Raw genomic sequence first — 19,156 nt, forward strand, 5'->3', positions numbered from 1 at the left:
CTAACTACCAATTAGACGACATGCCATGTCGTTTTTTTTGTTGGGCGGCGCCCATTTCTCCTTGGCGGATGCTGAGCCCGATCAACGCACCATAGAGCGCTTGCCGCCCTGCTGGCAGAACAGGGTGTAACGTCGCGCGGCGCTTGTCCACGTCGAAGAAGGATTAATCAACCATCTCACCCGGTAGAACAGGTCGATATCCATGAGCTGCTCGAAAAAGAATTCGTCCGCTCCTTGTTGGCTACCTGGGAAGAGACTGTACGGGGCGCAAGCTCGCTTATGCGGCGCAGGTTCGTAGCGCGGGCGAAATCTTGAAACGCCCTGTTAGCTTGTCCACTCGTCGCGGACATAGCACTTCCTGTGTAAGCAAGCCCTCTCAAATGTATGCGCAGAACTGCGCTCCAGACAGGAGAGGCATTATGGTGATTGATAATAACGGTCCGGAAGCGCCGTACCCAGGGCCAGATGAGAAAGCGCCTGATACGGGCAAAGGACATGGTTCCGGTCTTGATCAGGCTGAGTCTGAGCCAAAGCAGGGCACCGGAGAGAAGCCAGAAGATTGGAATCCGCCGCCTGGAAACCCCGGGTCCGACCAGGACGCCCAGACGAATCGTGGCAACGGTGGTGCGAAGTAGGCTAAGGCAGGCGCTGATTATTCACAGAGAGTCGGCCATCTGGGCTTGAGCGTCGCACCGTCGGGTGCCTCGTGGTATGCCTGTAACATGAAAGCGCCGACCCACCTTGAAGAAAGCGTCCGTAAACATGCCAAAGAAACAACCAGACGACAAAACGACAGCGAGTGCTGCCGAAATCGAACGATCTATCCTGGCGCTCAACAAGATGGCTGAGCGCCTGTGGGGAGATGGTCGGGAAGCCGAGGCACAGGCGCTCTTAAAGGCGCTGGATGCGTTAAACCGGGCCCTTGACCGCATAAGGATAGGGGAAAGCCGCAGAGTGCTTCATTGAAGACCCGGTTTGGTGCCGGGCTTGTTTGTGGTCAAGCGTGTGCTGCTCGTTCAAACACTTCGTCCGCCCACTGGTTCAGGCTTTTGCCAGCGGCTTGGGCTGCAATGGTAGCCGCGGCGTGCACTTCCGGGCGGATGCGCAGCATTACCTTCCCCGAAGCGGGCTTCTCTGGGCTGATACCTTGCTCGGCACAGTCCGCCAAATAATCCTCAATCGCGGCAGCAAATTCCGCTCGTAGCTCCGCCACTGAGTCGGCATGGAAGCTGATGATGTCACGGACGCCCAGGACCCGGCCGACAAAGATGTCGTCGCGCTCATCAAACTCAACTCGGGCTGTGTAACCCTTATAGGTCATGCTGTTCATAGCTCTACTCCTGCTCGCTGGAAAAATCCACGAGCCTCTTCTACCTGATATTTCTTGGCTTCCTTTCCGGGGTGCGGCCGATGACAGCGCCACTGGGCCTCTCGTAGCACGAGCTTGACCCGCGATCCTTGGCGTTCCAACACTTGACCGCCCAAATGGACGACTAAAGCCTCAATGTCAGCAAACACCACCGTCGCGCTGGTTGGCGTGTGGTAGATCGCTTCCCAAATTTTCCGGTGCCTGTTGTTCATTTTGCTCATGCTATCAAAAAAAGATAGCAGGATCCTACCAGTACTGTTCTCACCGAGGTTTGACGCAGGGACGGAATTTTCATTTCGGCATTTTTCCGAGGAAATAGCTCCGTCTCCATCCTCAATCCTGATGTGGCTCTCCGTGAAGAATCACCTTGTCCTGCAACAACCTTCTTTGATGGTGCTATCCAACTCAACCAACATTCCGCCCCAACACCCACTCACTAAAAGCCCGCACCTCCACCTGTCGCTCCCGCCCCGGCACGCACACCACCGTATACCGCGCCCCCGCCAAACGAACCTCAGGCCGATAACCAACCAGCTGCCCGCGCGCAACCGTGTCGGCAACCAGCACATTGCTCGCGAGCACCAGCCCGTGCCCGGCGACCGCCGCCTGCAGGGCATGCTGTTCCTCGTCATAGCGCCGGTAACGTGCGTTCTCCAGCCAGCCCAGTGTGTCGGCCTTGGCGCACCATGCAGCCCAACCGACCGCGACGTTTGCACTGCTGAGCCATGGCACGTCGATGAGTTCGACGGGCGAGCCCGCTGTGGGTGGTTGCCATCCGGGTTGGCAATAAACACCAAAGTATTCCTCCAGCAAGGGTTGCTCGAACAGTTGAGGATCCGGCGTGAAGAGGGCGCGAATCGCCAGGTCGACGCTGGCGTCACGTTGCAGGTCGACCACGTCGTTGCTGCTGTGCAGCCTGACGTCGATCTGCGGATGCAACCGATGAAAGTCTCCGAGCCGAGGGATCAGCCACAGGCTGGCGAACGCTGGCGTTGTGCTCACCACCAGCGACTGAGCGGTACACGACGGCGCCAGCATATGCAGACCGTGTTGGATATCGAGCAGGGCGCGGTGCAGGTAGGGCAGGAGGCGTTCGCCGTCAGCGCTCAGGCGCACGTTCTGACTGAAGCGCTCGAACAATCGCACACCGAGGAACGTTTCGAGGCTTTTGACTTGATGGGAAATCGCCGCCGGGCTGACGTTCAGTTCCTGGGCCGCCGCCTTGAAGCTGCCCAGCCGCGCGGCGGATTCGAACCCGCGCAAGGCGGTGAGGGGCAGTTTGGCGAACATGGGCGGGGAGGTTACTCAGGTTGAGCGAGGCTCAATTTAGCTCAATTGAGCGCGAGCGCTCAACTTGCCAGGATGTGGTCGTCCCACCTTACCCAGGAACCCATCGATGCAAGGCACGTCCCGTAAGATTCTCCAGGCCATCCTCTACGAAACCGGTGGCGTATTGTTCGTGGCACCAGCGCTGACGCTGGTCTACGGTCAGGGCATGGGCTATTCAACGCTGCTGTCCCTGATGATATCTGCCGTCGCGCTGGCTTGGAACATGCTTTTCAACGGTCTCTTCGAGTGGTGGGAGCGGCGTCAGCGCAGTCGCCATCGCAACTGGCAACGCCGACTGGTTCATTCCCTGGGGTTCGAGGGCGGATTGACCCTGATACTGACTCCGGTGATTGGAGCCTGGTTGGGTATCAGCCTGGGGTTGGCGCTGGTAACGAACCTGGGGTTGTTTGTGTTTTTCTTTTTTTATTCGCTCGGTTTTCAGTGGGTATTCGATCGAGTGTTCGATGTTCCGCTTTCGGCGCAGGCGCGTTCGGATTGAACTGCCAGCGCCCTGGTGTGCCCAACTCCCTATCAGCGATCGAGAGGGCACACCAATGGCCGACGAGAAGAAAAAAGAACAACCCAAGGACAACACGCCCGCCCATTCCACCGAGCAGGAGCGTGAGCGTTTGAAGGATTTCAACAAGGATGGCATTCCGCCGGGGTCTTCCTGATCGAGAAGAAACACGGCGGATTTCTACTTACTCGACCATGCAAATCCAATGATGATTCTGCCGATACGGCGCGCGGATAAATGCCACCTCGGATACCCATACCATGCCGCGTTCTTGAAGGGCTTCGGTCAGTTGTACGAGTGTATCTGCTTCGATAGTCATTGCTGTTACCTCGTCAGACGACTGCGTTCATGATTGTTGACCGAACGCTTTGACGGGTAATTCATTTTTTCTAATAGGCTTATTGGGCGACGCCGACGCGTTCTGCAAAAAAAAGCCCTACAGCGATGTAGGGCTTCGTTTTACTTCTTCAGTTTCTTGCGAACATCTTCCGCTCCTGCGCCAACGGCCTGGACCGCCGCCTTGAGCTCGTCTTCGGTTACGCCGAACTCTTTTGTCCAGTATCTCAGTTCCCACTCTTCGGAAGTGTTGATGCGGCTCCGGTCTCGCGGTCCGCGGTTGCTCAAGTCGTCAGCCATTTTCGCGCTCCTTGGAAGAAAGCCTGGATACCCAGGCGACTTCCAATAGACCATCAGGCTTGAAGGTTTGCGTCATTTTTATGCGCTGATGATCAATCGGGCCATCAGAGACGCATGCCCTTGAGCGGATTCCAGCCTTGCTCGCCTTTGATTTCTTTCAAGTAGTAGGCGTAGTTGGTCATGAGCGCATACATCATCGACATGGCGATATTCAGACCCATGCTCAAAGGCCGCGGGAATTCCATGCCGATGATCGCAAAGATCACGCTCAATACGATGTTGATCGCCAGGAAAATACCGAGCAGGGCGAGGTTTTTCTTCCAGAGCCCCAGGACAAACAGATAAATAGGGCCGAAGAAAAACGCGATCACGTTGGCGTTGATCAGGATTTTTTTCTTGAAGTCCGGCAGCGTCTTGACGGCGTCCTTGTAGCGCGGGTCATTTGGTGCGCCATACGTTTCAAAGAAGTCGAAGCGTTCTTGCCACTTGGGGCTGTATTTGCCGGTGCTTTGCATGTCTTCAGCGGTGCTCATTTTTTCGTTCCTTGTTTTCCATGAAAGAATTCGTTCTCTCGAAAATGCCGTACGGCTTTTCTTCGCCGAGCAGATTTTGCTGCCCGCTTTATAAGCGTTCGCGCGCCGAAATACCGCACTGGCTGTTTAGCGGACTATCTGATCTGTGATGGGTATCACGATAGGTCCTGCGCAGGCAGGCATGGCGCAGGGGAAAGGGCGGAAAAAATTGAAGGCGGGCAAACGTGAATCGCCCGTATAACGGGCGATAGGTTGATCAAATACCAGAGCAAGCCATCAAAGCACGGCCTCGGCAAAAACATGCTCCGGTGCCATCGTCAGAAAGTGCAACGACATCTCCTTTGCAGGCTGCGTCGATGGTATTTCAATACTGCCTACTATCTGGCTTTGAATTGCACTTAGCCGCATCGACTCTTCTTCCTTTAACTTTGCCATTCTCGCGTGGTTCGCTGCGATTTCGTTGAGAGTTGACACGGTACATCTCCGGTGGCTGACCAAGCGTTGAGAATTTTGCTGCCGCGCCAGGAAGACGTCGTCCTGCGCTGCTACCACGGTCCGCTGCAAACCTTGAGCCAGACACACCCGCTTAATGCGTGCGAAATTTCAAAGGCGACCAGTGGCCCGTCGAGGCCGGCAACGTTTCAACCATGCCTCAGAAATAAGTCATGGATAATACAAAGCCAGGTCAATCAGCCTGTCGGGAGGGCGGCGGTGTATGCGGGCAATAGGGCCAGGGCCGGCCTGGCAAATGACGCAAACGTGATATGGAACTAATATCACCGTTAGTCTCTATATCTTTACAGGGGATATCCCCTTTTTGAGAGAACTGCCATGTTCAAATCGCGCTCGTTGATTGCTGCAGTCACCTGTTTCGCCTTGGCCGCAGGCCCTGGGATCGTTGTCGCGGACCCGGGGAACGGCAAGGGAAATGCTCAATTCGATCAAGGCCCGGGCCCGGGCCAGGGTCAAGGCGGCAAGGGTGGGCAGGGCAACAAGGGCGGCCAGGGAAATGCCGGCAATAAAGGTAATCAGGGCGGTCAAGGAAACTCCGGCAACAAGGGCAACCAAGGCGGTGGTGGCAGCGACTGGCATAACGGCCCGAGCATCGACCGTGGCGGCATCCTTGGCGTGATCGGCGGCTATCGTGATTATTGGAGCCCCGGCCCGGCACTGCCTCCAGGTATCCAGAAGAACCTGGCCCGAGGCAAGCCGCTGCCCCCCGGCATCGCCAAGAAGCTCGACGGGCGCCTGCTGGGGCGTTTGCCGCACTATGACGGCTATGAATGGCAGCAGGTCGGCACGGACTTGATTCTGGTGGCGATCGCCAGCGGTATCATCTATGAAGTGCTCAACGGTGCGTTCGACTGATCCGTTGTTCGAATGGAATGGCAGCCTGTGGGAGCGAGCTTGCTCGCGATGGCGTTGTATCAGTCACCTCATCATCGGCTGAACTGACGCTATCGCGAGCAAGCTCGCTCCCACACAGGATTTGTGTCAGCATTCAGATTGCCGCAGGCGCTTGTACAGCGTGTTGCGGCTGACCCCGAGGCGCCGCGCCAAGTGGGAAATATTCCCGCCCACGGCCTGTAGCTGGCGGTTCAAATCCTCGGCGTCGTTCAAGTCTACCGTCAGCGGCTCCGGTGCTTCCGCCGGCTCCATTTCCAAGTCTACGAAAAAGTCATCTGGAAGATGCTCGGGGCGGATCGGTTGTTCATCGGCCATTGCCAGGGCGACTTGCAGGACGCTGCTGACCTGCCGCAGATTGCCCGGCCATGGATGCCGCTCGAACAATTCCAGGACTTCACGGCTCAGGCCAGCCCATTGGGTCGGTTCGCGGTGGTGTTCCCACAGGCGTTTGAACAGCGCCTGCTTGTCGCTGCGTTCACGCAGGGGCGGCAGTTCCAGCGTCAGGCCGCCGATGCGGTAGTACAGGTCTTCACGAAAGCGCCCCAATTGCACCTGTTCACGCAGCGAGCGGTTGGTGGCGGAGATGATGCGGATGTCCACTGGGAACAGCTCGGCGCTGCCCACCGGTTGCACGCAACGCTCCTGCAACACACGGAGCAGCCGGGCCTGGGTCGGCAGCGGCATGTCGCCGATCTCGTCGAGGAACAACGTGCCACGATCCGCCTTGCGGATCAGGCCGATGCTGCCCTTTTGATTGGCGCCAGTGAAGGCGCCTTTTTCATAGCCGAACAGTTCCGACTCCACCAACTCGGCGGGAATCGCCGCGCAGTTGACCGCAATGAACGGCTGCTTGCAGCGCGAGCTGGCCTGGTGCAAGGCCTTGACGAACACTTCCTTGCCAACACCGGTTTCGCCGTGGATCAGCAGCGGAATGTCTTTCTCCAGCAAACGCTCGGCCTGGCGCACGGCTTTTTCCACCCGGCCGTCGCCAAAGTGCAGGGCATTGAGGCTGATGCCGGTATTGGCCGACGCTGGCGTCGGCGAGGGCGTCGGTTCGGCAAAGATGCGCGGCTTGATCGAAACCTGTTTCGGCCGCTTGAGCAGGCACTGGAAGCGATTGCGTCCGGACGCTTGCAAGGCGAACGGTAGACCGTCGGGCTGGTTCAGCAGCTCCATCAGCGAGACCTTGAACAAGCTTTCGATGCTCACGCGCGACAGGCTCAGGCCCAGCAGGTTGTCGGCGCGGCGATTGGCCGACAGGATTTGACCGGTCTCATCGAAAATCAGCAGCCCGGCCCATTGGCTGTCGAGGTTGTTCAAGCCGGTGTTGAACGTCAGTTGGAAATGTTCGCCGCGGAACAGGTTGAGGATCAGCCGGTTTTCCACGGTCTGGCTCATCATCTTGACCATGCCCAGGGTGTGGGAGGGCGGCAGGTAGCTGTCGCTGGAAACGTCCAGCACGGCGATGACCTTGCGCTCGGCATCGAAGATCGGCGCCGCGGAACCGGTCATGAAGCGGTTGGCCTTGAGGAAGTGTTCATCGTGTTCAATGTGCACTGCCTGCTCGCAAGCCAGCGCCGTGCCGATGGCGTTGGTGCCGGTGCAGCGCTCCATCCAGCTCGCCCCGGCGCTGAAGCCGTGGGCCAGTTTCGGTTCGATGAAGCGCTGGGTGCCCCACGATGTCAGGACCTGGCCTTGATTGTCGGCCAGCATGATCAGGCAATTGGAATTGCTGAGGATGTTCTCGTAGTACGGCAGGACTTCCTGGTGTGTGGTCTGCACCAGTGAATGCTGACTCTCCAGCAACTGGGCGATGCCCTCGGCCGGCAGTTGATCGAACGCGGGCACGCTCTGGTGGTTCAGGCCGAAGGCACGGCAACGGGACCAGGAAGCCTGGATAATGGCCTCGTGGGACAAGGCAGGAGCAGGTGCGGCCATGGGGCACTCTCACAGGAGCTGTTTTTATTGTTGTGGCAAGTCTCGCACAGACTCCTTGTGCTGGGGCAGGCCCAAACACTACTCATGCTGGTCCCACAGGTTCATTCAGTGTTGTTCAAAATTGTTCATTGTCAACCCGCTGGTTGTTCAGTTGTTCATTCGTGGTTGTTCACTTGCGTTCATCAACGAACGCATTTCTCCTACGGATTACGGGAAATATCAGGTTGATCAATAGCTTATGAATTCTGGCACGGCTTTCGCTTTTGCATTCGGGTCGCTTGACTCCAAATAATAAAAAGGCCGAGCCATGTCATTAAAGCTTGAGCACATCTGTCGCACCGTCGAAGGCCAGACCTGGATCGACGATGCCAATCTGAGTTTCGAACCCGGATCCTTCAATGTTTTGCTGGGCCGCACGCTGTCCGGCAAGACCAGTCTGATGCGCCTGATGGCCGGTCTGGACAAGCCCGACAGCGGCCGCATCCTGATGAACGGCGTCGATGTCACCCAGCGCCCGGTGCGGTTGCGCAACGTGTCGATGGTCTATCAGCAGTTCATCAACTACCCGACCATGACCGTTTTCGAAAACATCGCCTCGCCGTTGCGCCAGGCCGGGGTGGCCGAAGAGATCATCCAGGGCAAAGTCCTGGAAACCGCAAAAATGTTGCGGATCGAGAAGTTTCTCAAGCGTCATCCATTGGAGTTGTCCGGCGGCCAGCAGCAGCGCACGGCGATGGCGCGGGCGCTGGTCAAGGACGCCGAGTTGATCCTGTTTGACGAGCCTCTGGTGAACCTCGACTACAAGCTGCGCGAAGAGCTGCGCCAGGAAATGCGCGAGCTGTTCCAGGCTCGTCATACCATCGCCGTCTACGCCACCACCGAGCCCAACGAAGCGTTGGCCTTGGGCGGCACCACGACCATTCTTCACGAGGGCCGGGTGATCCAGAGCGGCAAGTCATCTTCCGTCTATCATCAGCCGCAAAGCGTGCTGGCCGCCGAGTTGTTTTCCGAACCACCGATCAACCTCATGCCCGGGCGGATCGCCGACAATGAAGTCAGCTTCGCCAATTTTGTCCATTTCCCGTTGAACGTCGATCTGCGCCCGGTGGGCGAGGGCGAGTTCCGTTTCGGCGTGCGCCCCAGCCATATCTCCCTGGTGCCGAGCAACGATGACGACCTGGAGCTGGCAGTGACCGTCGAGGTGGCCGAGATCAGCGGCTCGGAGACGTTCCTGCACGTACGCAACGAACACTTCCTGTTGGTGCTGCATTTGCCGGGCGTGCACGAATACGACGTCGACGCGCCGATCCGCATCTACATCCCGACCCATAAATTGTTTGTCTTCGACGCCCAGGGCAAGCTGGTCCAAGCCCCGGGCCAGCGTATTGCGAGGGTTGCCTGATGGCCGAAATTCGTTTGCAGAACCTCGCCCACAGCTACACCAGCACCCCGGCGGGCCCAGAGGACTACGCGATCCGCGAGATGAACCACATCTGGGAGCAGGGCGGCGCCTATGCGTTGCTCGGGCCTTCGGGCTGCGGCAAATCCACCTTGCTCAACATCATTTCCGGCTTGCTCAGCCCTTCCGAAGGGCAGGTGATGTTCGACAGCAAGGTCGTCAACGAGCTGTCCCCGGAGCGCCGCAACATCGCCCAGGTTTTCCAGTTCCCGGTGGTGTACGACACCATGACGGTGTTCGATAACCTGGCGTTCCCGCTGCGCAACCAAGGCATGGCCGAAGCGCGGATCCACACCAAGGTGCAGGAAATCGCCGAGGTCCTCGACCTGCAGAACCTGCTGGATAAAAAGGCCCGCAACCTCACCGCCGATGAGAAACAGAAAGTCTCCATGGGCCGTGGCCTGGTGCGCGACGATGTGTCGGCGATCCTGTTCGACGAGCCGCTGACGGTGATCGACCCGCACCTCAAGTGGAAACTGCGGCGCAAGCTCAAGCAGATCCACGAGCAGTTCAACATCACCATGGTCTATGTCACCCACGACCAGTTGGAAGCCTCGACCTTCGCCGACAAGATCGCGGTGATGTACGGCGGCCAGATCGTACAGTTCGGCACCCCGCGGGATTTGTTCGAGCGTCCGAGCCACACCTTCGTCGGCTACTTCATCGGCAGCCCGGGGATGAACCTGATCGAGGTCACGGCGCAGCCCGGTGGCGTCGGCTTCGGGTCGACCCACTTGCCCTTGTCCGAAACCCTGCAACGGCGTGTTGCCGAAGCCGAGGGCAAAAGCCTGAAGGTCGGTATCCGCCCCGAGTTCGTGCATGTCTGGGATGGCCCATACGACGACGCGATGCGGGCTGATGTAGTCCACGTCGAAGACCTGGGCACCTACAAGATCCTGACCCTCAACCTCGACGGCGCACCGCTGAAAGTGCGCCTGGCCGAAGACAAGCCGGTACCGGAAGGCACGGCGTACATCAGTTTTCCGGCCCAATGGCTGATGGTCTATGCCGATGAGTATTTGCTGGAACCGTTGAGCGAGGTGCAGCCATGAACAAGGTGCAGAACAACAAGGCCTGGTGGCTGGTGTTGCCGGTGTTCCTGCTGGTGGCCTTCAGCGCCGTGATCCCGATGATGACGGTGGTCAACTATTCGGTGCAGGACATTTTCGACCAGTCCAGCCGCTACTTCGTCGGCGCCGACTGGTACAAGCAGGTGCTGCTCGATCCACGGCTGCACGATTCGCTGTTGCGCCAGTTCATCTACTCGGCGTGCGTGCTGCTGATCGAAATCCCCCTGGGCATCGCCATCGCCCTGACCATGCCGACCAAGGGCAAATGGTCGTCCCTGGTGCTGATCATCCTGGCGATTCCGCTGCTGATCCCGTGGAACGTGGTGGGCACCATCTGGCAGATTTTCGGTCGCGCCGACATCGGCTTGCTCGGTTCGACGCTCAACGGCCTGGGGATCAACTACAACTACGCGGCCAACACCATGGACGCCTGGGTCACCGTGCTGGTGATGGACGTCTGGCACTGGACTTCATTGGTGGCGCTGCTGTGTTATTCGGGGCTGCGAGCGATTCCCGACGTCTATTATCAAGCGGCACGGATCGACCGGGCGTCGAACTGGGCGGTGTTCCGCCACATACAATTGCCGAAGATGAAAAGCGTGCTGCTGATCGCCGTGATGCTGCGCTTCATGGACAGCTTCATGATCTACACCGAGCCGTTCGTACTCACCGGCGGCGGGCCGGGCAACGCCACCACGTTCCTCAGCCAGACCCTGACGCAGATGGCTATCGGTCAATTCGACCTGGGCCCGGCGGCGGCGTTTTCCCTGGTGTACTTCCTGATCATTCTGTTGGTGTCCTGGCTGTTCTACACCGCCATGACGCACTCCGACGCCAACCGTTGAGGCCCGCACGATGAGCAAGAGAAAGCTGATACCCCTGCTGATCTACATCCTGTTCCTGCTGGTGCCCATCTACTGGCTGCTGAACATGTCGTTCAAGAGCAACACCGAGATCCTTGGCGGCCTGACCTTGTGGCCGCACGATTTCACCTTCGACAACTATAAGGTGATCTTCACCGACCCAAGCTGGTACACCGGTTACATCAACTCGCTGTACTACGTGAGCCTGAATACGGTGATTTCCCTGGGCGTCGCGTTGCCGGCAGCCTATGCGTTCTCCCGCTACCGGTTCCTGGGGGACAAGCATCTGTTCTTCTGGCTGCTGACCAACCGCATGGCGCCACCGGCAGTGTTCCTGCTGCCATTCTTCCAGTTGTATTCGTCCATCGGCCTGTTCGACACCCACATCGCCGTTGCCCTGGCCCACTGCCTGTTCAACGTGCCGCTGGCGGTGTGGATCCTCGAAGGGTTCATGTCCGGGGTGCCAAAAGAAATTGACGAGACCGCCTACATTGACGGCTACAGTTTCCCCAAGTTCTTCGCCAAGATCTTCATCCCGTTGATCGGCTCCGGCATTGGTGTCACGGCCTTTTTCTGCTTCATGTTTTCCTGGGTCGAACTGTTGCTGGCCCGTACGCTCACCTCGGTGAATGCCAAGCCGATCGCGGCGGTCATGACCCGTACCGTGTCGGCGTCGGGTATCGATTGGGGCGTGCTGGCGGCGGCGGGGGTGCTGACCATCCTGCCGGGCATGCTGGTGATCTGGTTCGTTCGCAACCACGTGGCCAAGGGCTTTGCCCTGGGCCGGGTCTGAGGAGTCGATGATGGAATGGATGAACTGGACCGTCCCGACGGCGGCATTTTTTGGTGTCATCGCCTTGTTGTTGATAGGCATGACCACGTGGGAATTGCGTTCGCCGAGCATCCCTCGGCGTGGTTTCCTGCCGATTGCCACCACCCGTGGCGATCGGTTGTTTATCGGTCTTCTCGGTAGCGCCTACCTGCATCTGCTGGTAATCGGCGCCACCGACTGGAGCATCTGGATAGCGTTCGCGTTGTCTCTGGTGTGGCTGTTGGCAGTGATGCGGTGGGGCTAATCGCGACCATTCGACGATCAGGCTCTTAAACCCAAACAGGAGGTCTCTATGTTCGATAAAAACAATAAGCTGCGACATAGCGTTTCATTGGCAGCCGCGCTGGCACTCAGCGGGCTGAGCGCTTCGGCCTGGGCCGACGCCTATGAAGACGCCGCTAAAAAATGGATCGGCAGTGAATTCAAGCCGTCAACGCTGACAGCCGAGCAGCAGCTCGAAGAGTTGAAGTGGTTCATCAAGGCCGCCGAGCCGTTTCGCGGGATGAAAATCAACGTGGTGTCGGAAACCATCGCCACCCACGAATATGAGTCCAAGGTGCTGGCCAAGGCCTTCAACGAAATCACCGGGATCCAACTGACACACGACCTGCTGCAAGAAGGTGACGTGGTGGAGAAGCTGCAGACCCAGATGCAGTCGGACAAGAACATCTATGACGGCTGGGTCAACGACTCGGACCTGATCGGCACGCATTTTCGCTACGGCAAGACCGAGTCGATCACCGACCTGATGGCCAACGAAGGCAAAAATTTCACTTCGCCGACCTTGGACCTCAAGGACTTCATCGGCATTTCCTTCACCACCGCGCCGGACGGCAAGGTCTATCAACTGCCCGACCAGCAGTTCGCCAACCTGTACTGGTTCCGAGCCGACTGGTTCGAGCGTGCGGACCTGAAGGCCAAGTTCAAGGAAAAGTACGGCTACGAGCTGGGTGTACCGGTGAACTGGTCGGCCTATGAAGACATCGCCAAGTTCTTCTCCGAAGACGTCAAGGAGATCGACGGCAAGCGTGTCTATGGCCACATGGACTACGGCAAGAAAGACCCGTCCCTGGGCTGGCGCTTCACCGATGCCTGGTTCTCCATGGCCGGTGGCGGCGACAAGGGCCTGCCCAACGGTTTGCCGGTGGACGAGTGGGGCATCCGTGTCGAGGATTGCCACCCGGTCGGTTCCAGCGTGACCCGTGGCGGCGACACCAACGGTCCAGCGGCCGTGTTCGCCACCACCAAGTACGTGGACTGGATGAAGAAGTACGCGCCACCGGAAGCGGCGGGCATGACCTTCTCCGAATCCGGCCCGGTGCCGTCCCAAGGCAACATCGCCCAGCAGATTTTCTGGTACACCGCTTTCACCGCCGACATGACCAAGCCGGGCCTGCCGGTGGTGAACGCCGACGGTACGCCGAAATGGCGCATGGCGCCTTCGCCACGTGGTCCGTATTGGGAAGAGGGCATGAAGCTGGGGTATCAGGACGTGGGTTCATGGACCTTCATGAAATCCACGCCTGAGAAGCAGAAACTCGCGGCCTGGCTCTATGCGCAGTTCGTAACTTCCAAGACCGTCTCGTTGAAGAAGACCATCGTCGGCCTGACGCCGATTCGTGAGTCGGACATCAACTCCCAGGCCCTGACCGACCTGGCGCCGAAACTCGGTGGCCTGGTGGAGTTCTACCGCAGCCCGGCCCGCGTGCAATGGACCCCGACCGGGACCAACGTGCCGGATTATCCACGCCTCGCGCAGTTGTGGTGGAGCCACATCGCCGAAGCGGCCAGTGGCGAGAAGACCCCACAGCAAGCGCTCGATGGCTTGGCCAAGGACCAGGACGCGATCATGACGCGCCTGGAACGCTCCAAGGCCCAAGCCACCTGCGCACCTAAGATGAACCCTGAGCGCGATGCGCAATACTGGTTCGACCAACCGGGTGCTCCGAAGCCGAAACTGGCGAACGAGAAGCCTAAAGGCGAAACGGTGAGTTACACCGAGTTGCTGAAGTCGTGGGAAGCGGCACGCAAGTAACGTGGCATCCGCAAGGTAAGGGACGGCACCGCGAGGTGCCGTTTCTATTTCTCTGCCGGCAACGCGCGGCGCATCGCCTTGACGATGGCGGGCGCCAAGGCGTTGTGGCCGGCCTCGACCATGATGGCGCGCACATTCAGGTGCAGCTCGAGCCAGCGCAGGCTCTGCATGCCGTAGCAATCCTTCAGTCCTTGCACCACGGTCACCTTGGCCTGGGGATCCAGGCCAGTGTCGGCGGGTTTGAAAAAATAGCCCTCTAAATGAAAGTGAAGCTCCAGGCGCAGGGCCCGCAGGACGCTGTCGTCGACGCATCGCGCCAAGGCCGATGGGCACACGACCACACCGCTGGGACTGAGCACGGCCAGCAGCCAATGCACAGCGGCCTGTCGTTGGCGGTCCGAGTCCGGATGGCCCAGCTCGTCGAAAACCTGCCTCGGGTTCGTGGCGCAGCTGACCGGGCCGACACTCGCCAGCCATTGGCAAAGGTCGCGGTCATACGCCGTGACGATGGCCGCGCAGGGCACGAATACCGAAGCGAGCAGCACCCTGTGCACCGCGTGGGCAAAGCGCCGTTGATACTGGACCGCCAGCCAACTGCCCCAGGAAACGCCGAGCAGGCTGATGCGCTTGAAACCGAAATGTTCGCGCAGGGCCTCGATGTCGAGAACGGACAGCGATGTACTGTTGTGCAGGTGGCCTCCTTCCGGCGTTGAGCGACCACAGCCGCGCTGGTCAAACACAATGACGTCGAAGCCCTGCAGATCCAGCAACTCCAGGTATCGATGACTCGAGCGGCCACCGGGGCCGCCATGCAAGACGACCAATGGCTCACGGCCTGGATTGCCGTGCCGCTCCCAATAAAGCAACTGGCCGTCATCGGTGGGGTAGTAACCGCTGTCCGGCGGACATGTCATGGCGGGTCCCTCGTCAGGACATAGAACTGGAAAAGCTGTCCGGTGGCGTCGCACGACGCGAGGCTGGAGACGAGGGTCAGTCCACATTGTTGGGCCAGATAGCGCATGGCCGGCAGCACGGGTGTGTGACCAAACACGACAAGCCTGCCGCCGGGCACCAGTGTCGACACGAGCCGGCGCAGCAACTGTTCGGCTTGGGCGCGGGTCATGACTTCTGCATTGAGAAACCGAAGCACCAGCAAGTCGCAATATTCGATGACGGGCTTGGCATCGCCGGCGTCGGCCAGCCGAAAGTCGACCGAACGTCCATAGCGCTTTCGGGCCGCTTCTATCATCGAGGGCGAACGATCTGATCCAATACAACGGCTGCCAGGCAATGCCTGGGCCAGATGATGGATAAACGTCCCGGTGGAGCAGGCCGGGTCGTGGATGATCGCGCCAGGCTTCAACCATGACCTCAGCAACGTAGAGCAGTGGTGCCGCAAGTGCGCCTCGCCATCGTCGAGTCCACGGGCGAGCGTGTCAGCGAATGCCCAGTGGCTTTCAGGGCAGACGAATTCCCGACCGTTGCTTTCAAGCGCGGGGAAAGGAAAGTGGATTTCGCTGTCAGGATCTTCCAGCGCATCCGCGAACGCCGTGACCTTGTCGACGCGCCGGGTTGCTTGATAATCCAGCTGCAGGCCGCCATTGCCCCAATGAAACTGGCCGAGCGGGCCGAGCAACATCCAGGGCGCGATTCGACTGTCCGAGCGCAGGCGTTCACGTTTGTCCCGTTGCAACGTCTTGCGGCCGATCCAGTCGCGTCCCCGACAACGCAGGACAAACAGGTGATTGAGTCCGGCGCCCAAGGGCTCGACGAAACGCTCCCAGGCGCCGGGCGCTACAGGTTCGGCTCGCAAGATTCTTTCCAGGCCAAGTTCGCGCCGCAAGCGCTGCCGCTTCATCTGTTCAGGCATGGGCCGCGGTCCCCGCGAGGGCACGTTGTCTTCCGCGGGCCATGGGTACGACGACGTTGCCGCTGGATACGATGTAGAAACGCTCCAGCCCAGGCACGACCACATTGACCAGCGCTGTGCCCACTTCAGAACGATAAAGCGTCGATACGCCGGCTACGTGTCCGTGTTGTTGCAGATCGTCGGCGAGTTGTCGGATCTGCGCTTTTAACGGGCGGGCCTCCACGGTTTTTGGCAGCGTGATGATTTCCTGCGGTCGGGTATCGAGCAGATGGTCGGGCTCAAAACGCACGTCCGGCACGGGATCATTCGCGTAGCGGGGCATCGTCAAGGCAACGGGATAGAGAAACGAGGCACCGTCGTTGAGGGCCGTGTACGAGCGGCAGGCGATTTGGCGGTCGGGTTGGTCCCGCAGGGTTTCCAATAGATCGTCTTTGCCCGTGCCGGCGCTCAGGTCGGTGGGCGTCGCGAGGGTGACGCCCGTGGTGAGGTCCGGGTCGCTCAGATAATGCTCCAGCGCCTCATATAGCGCGCCGACGCGAGCCTGTTCGGCGTATCCCTTTCCGCAACCCAAGGCTTTTCGCCGTGAGTCGCCTATTTCAGCCTGGACGGATACGACCCGATTGCCCAAGGTGCGCAGGCGGCTTTGCAATCCCAACGCTTGCAGCTCGGCTTCGATTTGTCGGGTTGATTGAGCCAGGGAAAGTTCGCGCTCTGGTGTGAGGGATGCGTCCATGTGTCGTCACTCCTGAAACGGGGGCACTGCGTGCCCCCGTTCTTGGTTACTCGGCGTCCAGTTCTGCTTGTTCAGCCGGGTTCAACTGCAGGTCCTCCAACATCTGTTCCGGTGCGAGGGCGTCCAGGTTTTCCAGGTCGCTCAGTTCGTTGGCATTCCAGCTAGACATATAGCCCATGAGTCATTCCTTTTTATTGATTGAAGGTATTAGGGAACGCCGTTTCTCCCGGCGCAGGGAAACGTTATTGAGGCCATGGGGCAGGGTCAAACATGTCGTTTTGTAAGCCAGGCGGGGATGAATCATGGGCGAACACATTCGCTTTCATTGTCGTGCTTGAAGGTTTTGATCCGGTATTGGCTGCTGGTGCGGGGACGCGCGCGTGGGCGATGGTTGGGAATTGGATGTAGGGTCTAATCACTTGCCGAGTAGGAAGATGCGAAATGCACGGCGAGTGTTTTCTTTAAATGTTGTGGTCTGGAGTCCCGTACGTTGCGTTTGCAGGGAATATTAAGCGGTAGATTGATGTCTTTTCCTACAAGATTAATCAAGCGAAGAAGGTCAACTTGCCTTGGCCGGCCGGGCGCCAGCGTGTTCGGCAACCGGAGGGCGTGTGGTTTTCATTAGCGTATCCAACGCCTGCCGATACGTCCGGCCCGCCAGGCTCATGCTGTTGTTATGCGTGGCGCCCGGCACCATTAACAGGCGCTTGGGTTCCCGGGCGGCATTGAACAGCTGCTCGCTAAAACGCGGCGGTACGTAGCGGTCTGCGGCGCCATGGACAATCAGCAGCGGCATGTTGATTTCGCCGATCTTGTCGATGGAATCGAACTTCTGCGACAGCAGCCAGCGCACCGGTAAGGACGTGTCCGCCATCGCGGTGGCGACATCGCCCAACGACGTGAAGGTGGATTCGATCACCAGGCCTCGGGCCGGTACGGTGCTGCCATCGCTCGCGGCTTTCTGGCCCAGTTCGGCGGCGAGATCCACCGCGACCGCGCCGCCCAATGAGTGGCCGTAGATCAACCGCAGGGCCGGGTCCGGTTGCAGCATTTCCAGACGCTCCCAGGCGATTCGCGCGTCCTCGTAGACGCTGGCTTCCGATGGCAGGTCGCCCTGGCTCTTGCCGAAGCCACGGTAATCGATCGCCAGCACCGAATAGCCCAGCGCCCGCAATTGCTGAATACGAAACAACTGGCCCGTCAGGTTCCAGCGTACCCCGTGCAGGTACAGGATGGCCGGCGCGTTCTTGCGTTCAGCCGGCCACCACCAGCCATGGATATTTTCCCCGGCCTTGAAGCTTTTAGGTTTCAGATCGAACTCCTGCACGCCGTTGGGAAGGCCGCTGAACCAGCTCGCCGTGCCCGGCTCGATGCGAAATACCAGCTCGCGCTCCTTGTGCTGCAACACCGCGCAGCCCACGGGCAGGCCGGCCACCATGGCGACCATGAACGACCAGGCGAGCCAGCGCTGTTTAAAGCGAGAAAATGAAAATGCGGACATCGATGCGATTCGCTACTGGGGTAGAAGCTGCCTTTTAGCAGATTCCTGCCAACGTGCGCAGGAGTTTCAGACAACGGGCCACCAACGCTTGAAGCTGCCTTGCAAGGGGGGGCAACCCAATCGAACTCTCGCCGTTTCGTCCCACTCGAAACTCAATATCCATCCCGATCGAGGACATCGTCATGACCAACGAGCATTCCAAAGGGCAGACCCCAGTCGACAACGCTGCACCCGCCAAGGATGCCACCGGCGCTCCGGTGCCAGTGGTGGAGCGCGACGTCCATCAGCCCGATCCTGCGACTGACAAGGTGGACAGGACGATCACGCCCAAGTCGATCAAGCGCCACGAGCAGGACGCGGAAAAACTGCAGGACAAGGTCGCCCAGGTGGAGAAAAAGCTCGACCGATAGACGACGCGGTCATTCGTCCGGAGCGCACTTTTCGCGGCTGGAAAATACCTTGCCCCTGTGCCTTACTCCTTGTTCCTTAGGGGGAGGGCAACGGGATGCGACGCAGAAGCGCACAGTACTGGCTTTGGGTGAACAGTCGGTTGCCGGGGCGCAACCATGAAGAAATCCTCGGTGACGGCACGCATGTCGAGGTCCAGGCAAGGATCAATCATCACGGCATCACGCAGATATTCGTTTGTATCCATTGTCCGAGCGGATCCGTTTGGGTCGAGGAATTTCACGACCGAACGTTGCGCGAGCCGCTGTGCCGCGCGCTGGAATGGGGCCTGGGCCGGGCGCGGGAGATCGTCGCCGGTACGGCAGGCTTCAAGGCGCCGCACAAGATTCAGATGACCCTGGGGCCATTGATCCAGGACGAATGTGCCCTGGCCCTGCGGCGCATGGACATGAGCGATGAAGAACGACGTAGCCTCAGGGCGAAGGATGCATGGGTTGAGTATGTCAATGCCAAGCAAGCAATGCTGGCGTTGATGCGTTCGGTGCGCGTCGAAGCCGACGTGTGGGAGGCGCAGGCGCGTCGGTTGCGCGAGGCCATCGATCGCCGTGCTTCGCTGACGCGGGTGAGCCTCGGCAATTGATCCGCTTCCACAGGCG

At 59.3% G+C, this 19,156-nt stretch carries 24 protein-coding genes and 1 pseudogene; 11 read left to right on the forward strand and 14 right to left on the reverse strand.

What is annotated here, in order from left to right:
- Positions 1 to 4: 4 nt before the first annotated feature.
- Positions 5 to 186, reverse strand: a pseudogene (locus tag J3P79_RS09395) (DJ-1/PfpI family protein); the annotation flags it as partial.
- Positions 187 to 762: 576 nt separating this feature from the next.
- Here J3P79_RS09395 and J3P79_RS09400 point away from each other — a divergent pair.
- Positions 763 to 966, forward strand: coding sequence for a hypothetical protein (locus J3P79_RS09400; RefSeq protein WP_030138076.1), 204 nt, complete (start codon positions 763 to 765; stop codon positions 964 to 966).
- A gap of 31 nt (positions 967 to 997) precedes the next feature.
- Here the strand turns inward: J3P79_RS09400 and J3P79_RS09405 are convergent, their stop codons facing one another.
- The 3 genes from J3P79_RS09405 to J3P79_RS09415 all read right to left on the reverse strand — a co-directional run bounded on the left by J3P79_RS09405 (position 998) and on the right by J3P79_RS09415 (position 2,659).
- The gene (locus tag J3P79_RS09405) at positions 998 to 1,330 is read right to left on the reverse strand and encodes a type II toxin-antitoxin system HicB family antitoxin (protein WP_030138077.1); all 333 of its coding nucleotides are present in this window, start codon (positions 1,328 to 1,330) and stop codon (positions 998 to 1,000) included.
- Entirely contained in the window at positions 1,327 to 1,590 is a 264-nt protein-coding gene (locus J3P79_RS09410) for a type II toxin-antitoxin system HicA family toxin (protein WP_434609911.1), read from the reverse strand. Before J3P79_RS09410 ends, J3P79_RS09405 begins: the two co-directional genes overlap by 4 nt.
- 184 nt (positions 1,591 to 1,774) lie before the next feature.
- Entirely contained in the window at positions 1,775 to 2,659 is an 885-nt protein-coding gene (locus J3P79_RS09415; protein WP_434609913.1) for a LysR substrate-binding domain-containing protein, read from the reverse strand.
- A gap of 106 nt (positions 2,660 to 2,765) precedes the next feature.
- On the opposite strand from J3P79_RS09415, the gene J3P79_RS09420 reads away from it, so the two are divergent.
- Positions 2,766 to 3,197: a PACE efflux transporter gene (locus J3P79_RS09420; protein ID WP_434609914.1), complete on the forward strand. Its 432-nt coding sequence runs from the start codon at positions 2,766 to 2,768 to the stop codon at positions 3,195 to 3,197.
- 202 nt (positions 3,198 to 3,399) lie between these two features.
- Here the strand turns inward: J3P79_RS09420 and J3P79_RS09425 are convergent, their stop codons facing one another.
- The 4 genes from J3P79_RS09425 to J3P79_RS09440 form a co-directional block, all read right to left on the reverse strand.
- A complete protein-coding gene (locus J3P79_RS09425; RefSeq protein ID WP_434609916.1) occupies positions 3,400 to 3,534 on the reverse strand; it encodes a hypothetical protein in 135 nt (44 codons plus the stop codon).
- Between the two features lie 140 nt (positions 3,535 to 3,674).
- The gene (locus J3P79_RS09430; RefSeq protein WP_080942501.1) at positions 3,675 to 3,851 is read right to left on the reverse strand and encodes a DUF3606 domain-containing protein; all 177 of its coding nucleotides are present in this window, start codon (positions 3,849 to 3,851) and stop codon (positions 3,675 to 3,677) included.
- Between the two features lie 104 nt (positions 3,852 to 3,955).
- On the reverse strand, positions 3,956 to 4,384 hold the full coding sequence (locus J3P79_RS09435) for a DUF2628 domain-containing protein (protein ID WP_434609918.1): 429 nt from the start codon (positions 4,382 to 4,384) through the stop codon (positions 3,956 to 3,958).
- 276 nt (positions 4,385 to 4,660) lie between these two features.
- On the reverse strand, positions 4,661 to 4,858 hold the full coding sequence (locus J3P79_RS09440) for a hypothetical protein (protein WP_434609920.1): 198 nt from the start codon (positions 4,856 to 4,858) through the stop codon (positions 4,661 to 4,663).
- Positions 4,859 to 5,215: 357 nt separating this feature from the next.
- Here J3P79_RS09440 and J3P79_RS09445 point away from each other — a divergent pair, with 357 nt between their 5' ends.
- Entirely contained in the window at positions 5,216 to 5,752 is a 537-nt protein-coding gene (locus tag J3P79_RS09445) for an anti-virulence regulator CigR family protein (protein ID WP_434609921.1), read from the forward strand.
- Between the two features lie 126 nt (positions 5,753 to 5,878).
- Here the strand turns inward: J3P79_RS09445 and J3P79_RS09450 are convergent, their stop codons facing one another.
- Positions 5,879 to 7,729, reverse strand: coding sequence for a sigma-54-dependent Fis family transcriptional regulator (locus J3P79_RS09450; protein ID WP_434609922.1), 1,851 nt, complete (start codon positions 7,727 to 7,729; stop codon positions 5,879 to 5,881).
- 307 nt (positions 7,730 to 8,036) lie between these two features.
- Between J3P79_RS09450 and J3P79_RS09455 the strand changes: the two genes are divergently transcribed.
- The 6 genes from J3P79_RS09455 to J3P79_RS09480 are packed head-to-tail and all read left to right on the forward strand — an operon-like array spanning position 8,037 to position 13,988.
- Positions 8,037 to 9,131, forward strand: a complete 1,095-nt coding sequence (locus tag J3P79_RS09455; RefSeq protein ID WP_039592769.1) for an ABC transporter ATP-binding protein — start codon at positions 8,037 to 8,039, stop codon at positions 9,129 to 9,131.
- A complete protein-coding gene (locus J3P79_RS09460) occupies positions 9,131 to 10,240 on the forward strand; it encodes an ABC transporter ATP-binding protein (RefSeq protein WP_434609924.1) in 1,110 nt (369 codons plus the stop codon). The genes J3P79_RS09455 and J3P79_RS09460 overlap by 1 nt, the downstream gene beginning before the upstream one ends.
- Positions 10,237 to 11,103 carry a carbohydrate ABC transporter permease gene (locus tag J3P79_RS09465; protein WP_030142069.1) on the forward strand — a complete coding sequence of 289 codons (867 nt, stop codon included), beginning with the start codon at positions 10,237 to 10,239 and terminating at the stop codon, positions 11,101 to 11,103. The genes J3P79_RS09460 and J3P79_RS09465 overlap by 4 nt, the downstream gene beginning before the upstream one ends.
- A gap of 10 nt (positions 11,104 to 11,113) precedes the next feature.
- The gene (locus tag J3P79_RS09470; protein WP_434609926.1) at positions 11,114 to 11,914 is read left to right on the forward strand and encodes a carbohydrate ABC transporter permease; all 801 of its coding nucleotides are present in this window, start codon (positions 11,114 to 11,116) and stop codon (positions 11,912 to 11,914) included.
- Positions 11,915 to 11,924: 10 nt separating this feature from the next.
- On the forward strand, positions 11,925 to 12,197 hold the full coding sequence (locus tag J3P79_RS09475) for a DUF2160 domain-containing protein (protein ID WP_030142071.1): 273 nt from the start codon (positions 11,925 to 11,927) through the stop codon (positions 12,195 to 12,197).
- A gap of 48 nt (positions 12,198 to 12,245) precedes the next feature.
- Positions 12,246 to 13,988, forward strand: a complete 1,743-nt coding sequence (locus J3P79_RS09480) for an ABC transporter substrate-binding protein (protein ID WP_323155710.1) — start codon at positions 12,246 to 12,248, stop codon at positions 13,986 to 13,988.
- Between the two features lie 44 nt (positions 13,989 to 14,032).
- Here the strand turns inward: J3P79_RS09480 and J3P79_RS09485 are convergent, their stop codons facing one another.
- From J3P79_RS09485 to J3P79_RS09505, 5 genes are all read right to left on the reverse strand, one after another.
- Complete coding sequence (locus J3P79_RS09485; protein WP_434609928.1) at positions 14,033 to 14,902, reverse strand: alpha/beta fold hydrolase; 870 nt, start codon at positions 14,900 to 14,902, stop codon at positions 14,033 to 14,035.
- Complete coding sequence (locus J3P79_RS09490) at positions 14,899 to 15,858, reverse strand: class I SAM-dependent methyltransferase (RefSeq protein WP_434609930.1); 960 nt, start codon at positions 15,856 to 15,858, stop codon at positions 14,899 to 14,901. Before J3P79_RS09490 ends, J3P79_RS09485 begins: the two co-directional genes overlap by 4 nt.
- Entirely contained in the window at positions 15,851 to 16,591 is a 741-nt protein-coding gene (locus J3P79_RS09495; RefSeq protein ID WP_434609932.1) for a hypothetical protein, read from the reverse strand. The genes J3P79_RS09490 and J3P79_RS09495 overlap by 8 nt, the downstream gene beginning before the upstream one ends.
- A 46-nt stretch (positions 16,592 to 16,637) precedes the next feature.
- A complete protein-coding gene (locus J3P79_RS09500) occupies positions 16,638 to 16,769 on the reverse strand; it encodes a hypothetical protein (protein ID WP_434609934.1) in 132 nt (43 codons plus the stop codon).
- 381 nt (positions 16,770 to 17,150) lie between these two features.
- Positions 17,151 to 18,092: an alpha/beta hydrolase gene (locus J3P79_RS09505; protein ID WP_434609936.1), complete on the reverse strand. Its 942-nt coding sequence runs from the start codon at positions 18,090 to 18,092 to the stop codon at positions 17,151 to 17,153.
- A 182-nt stretch (positions 18,093 to 18,274) separates the two neighbouring features.
- Here J3P79_RS09505 and J3P79_RS09510 point away from each other — a divergent pair, with 182 nt between their 5' ends.
- Both J3P79_RS09510 and J3P79_RS09515 read left to right on the forward strand, forming a co-directional pair.
- Positions 18,275 to 18,502 carry a hypothetical protein gene (locus J3P79_RS09510; RefSeq protein ID WP_434609937.1) on the forward strand — a complete coding sequence of 76 codons (228 nt, stop codon included), beginning with the start codon at positions 18,275 to 18,277 and terminating at the stop codon, positions 18,500 to 18,502.
- A 95-nt stretch (positions 18,503 to 18,597) separates the two neighbouring features.
- A complete protein-coding gene (locus J3P79_RS09515; RefSeq protein ID WP_434609938.1) occupies positions 18,598 to 19,140 on the forward strand; it encodes a hypothetical protein in 543 nt (180 codons plus the stop codon).
- Positions 19,141 to 19,156: the final 16 nt, after the last annotated feature.

The sequence above is a fragment of the Pseudomonas sp. R1-7 genome, from assembly GCF_051132105.1.
In the GTDB taxonomy this organism is placed as follows: Bacteria; Pseudomonadota; Gammaproteobacteria; order Pseudomonadales; family Pseudomonadaceae; genus Aquipseudomonas.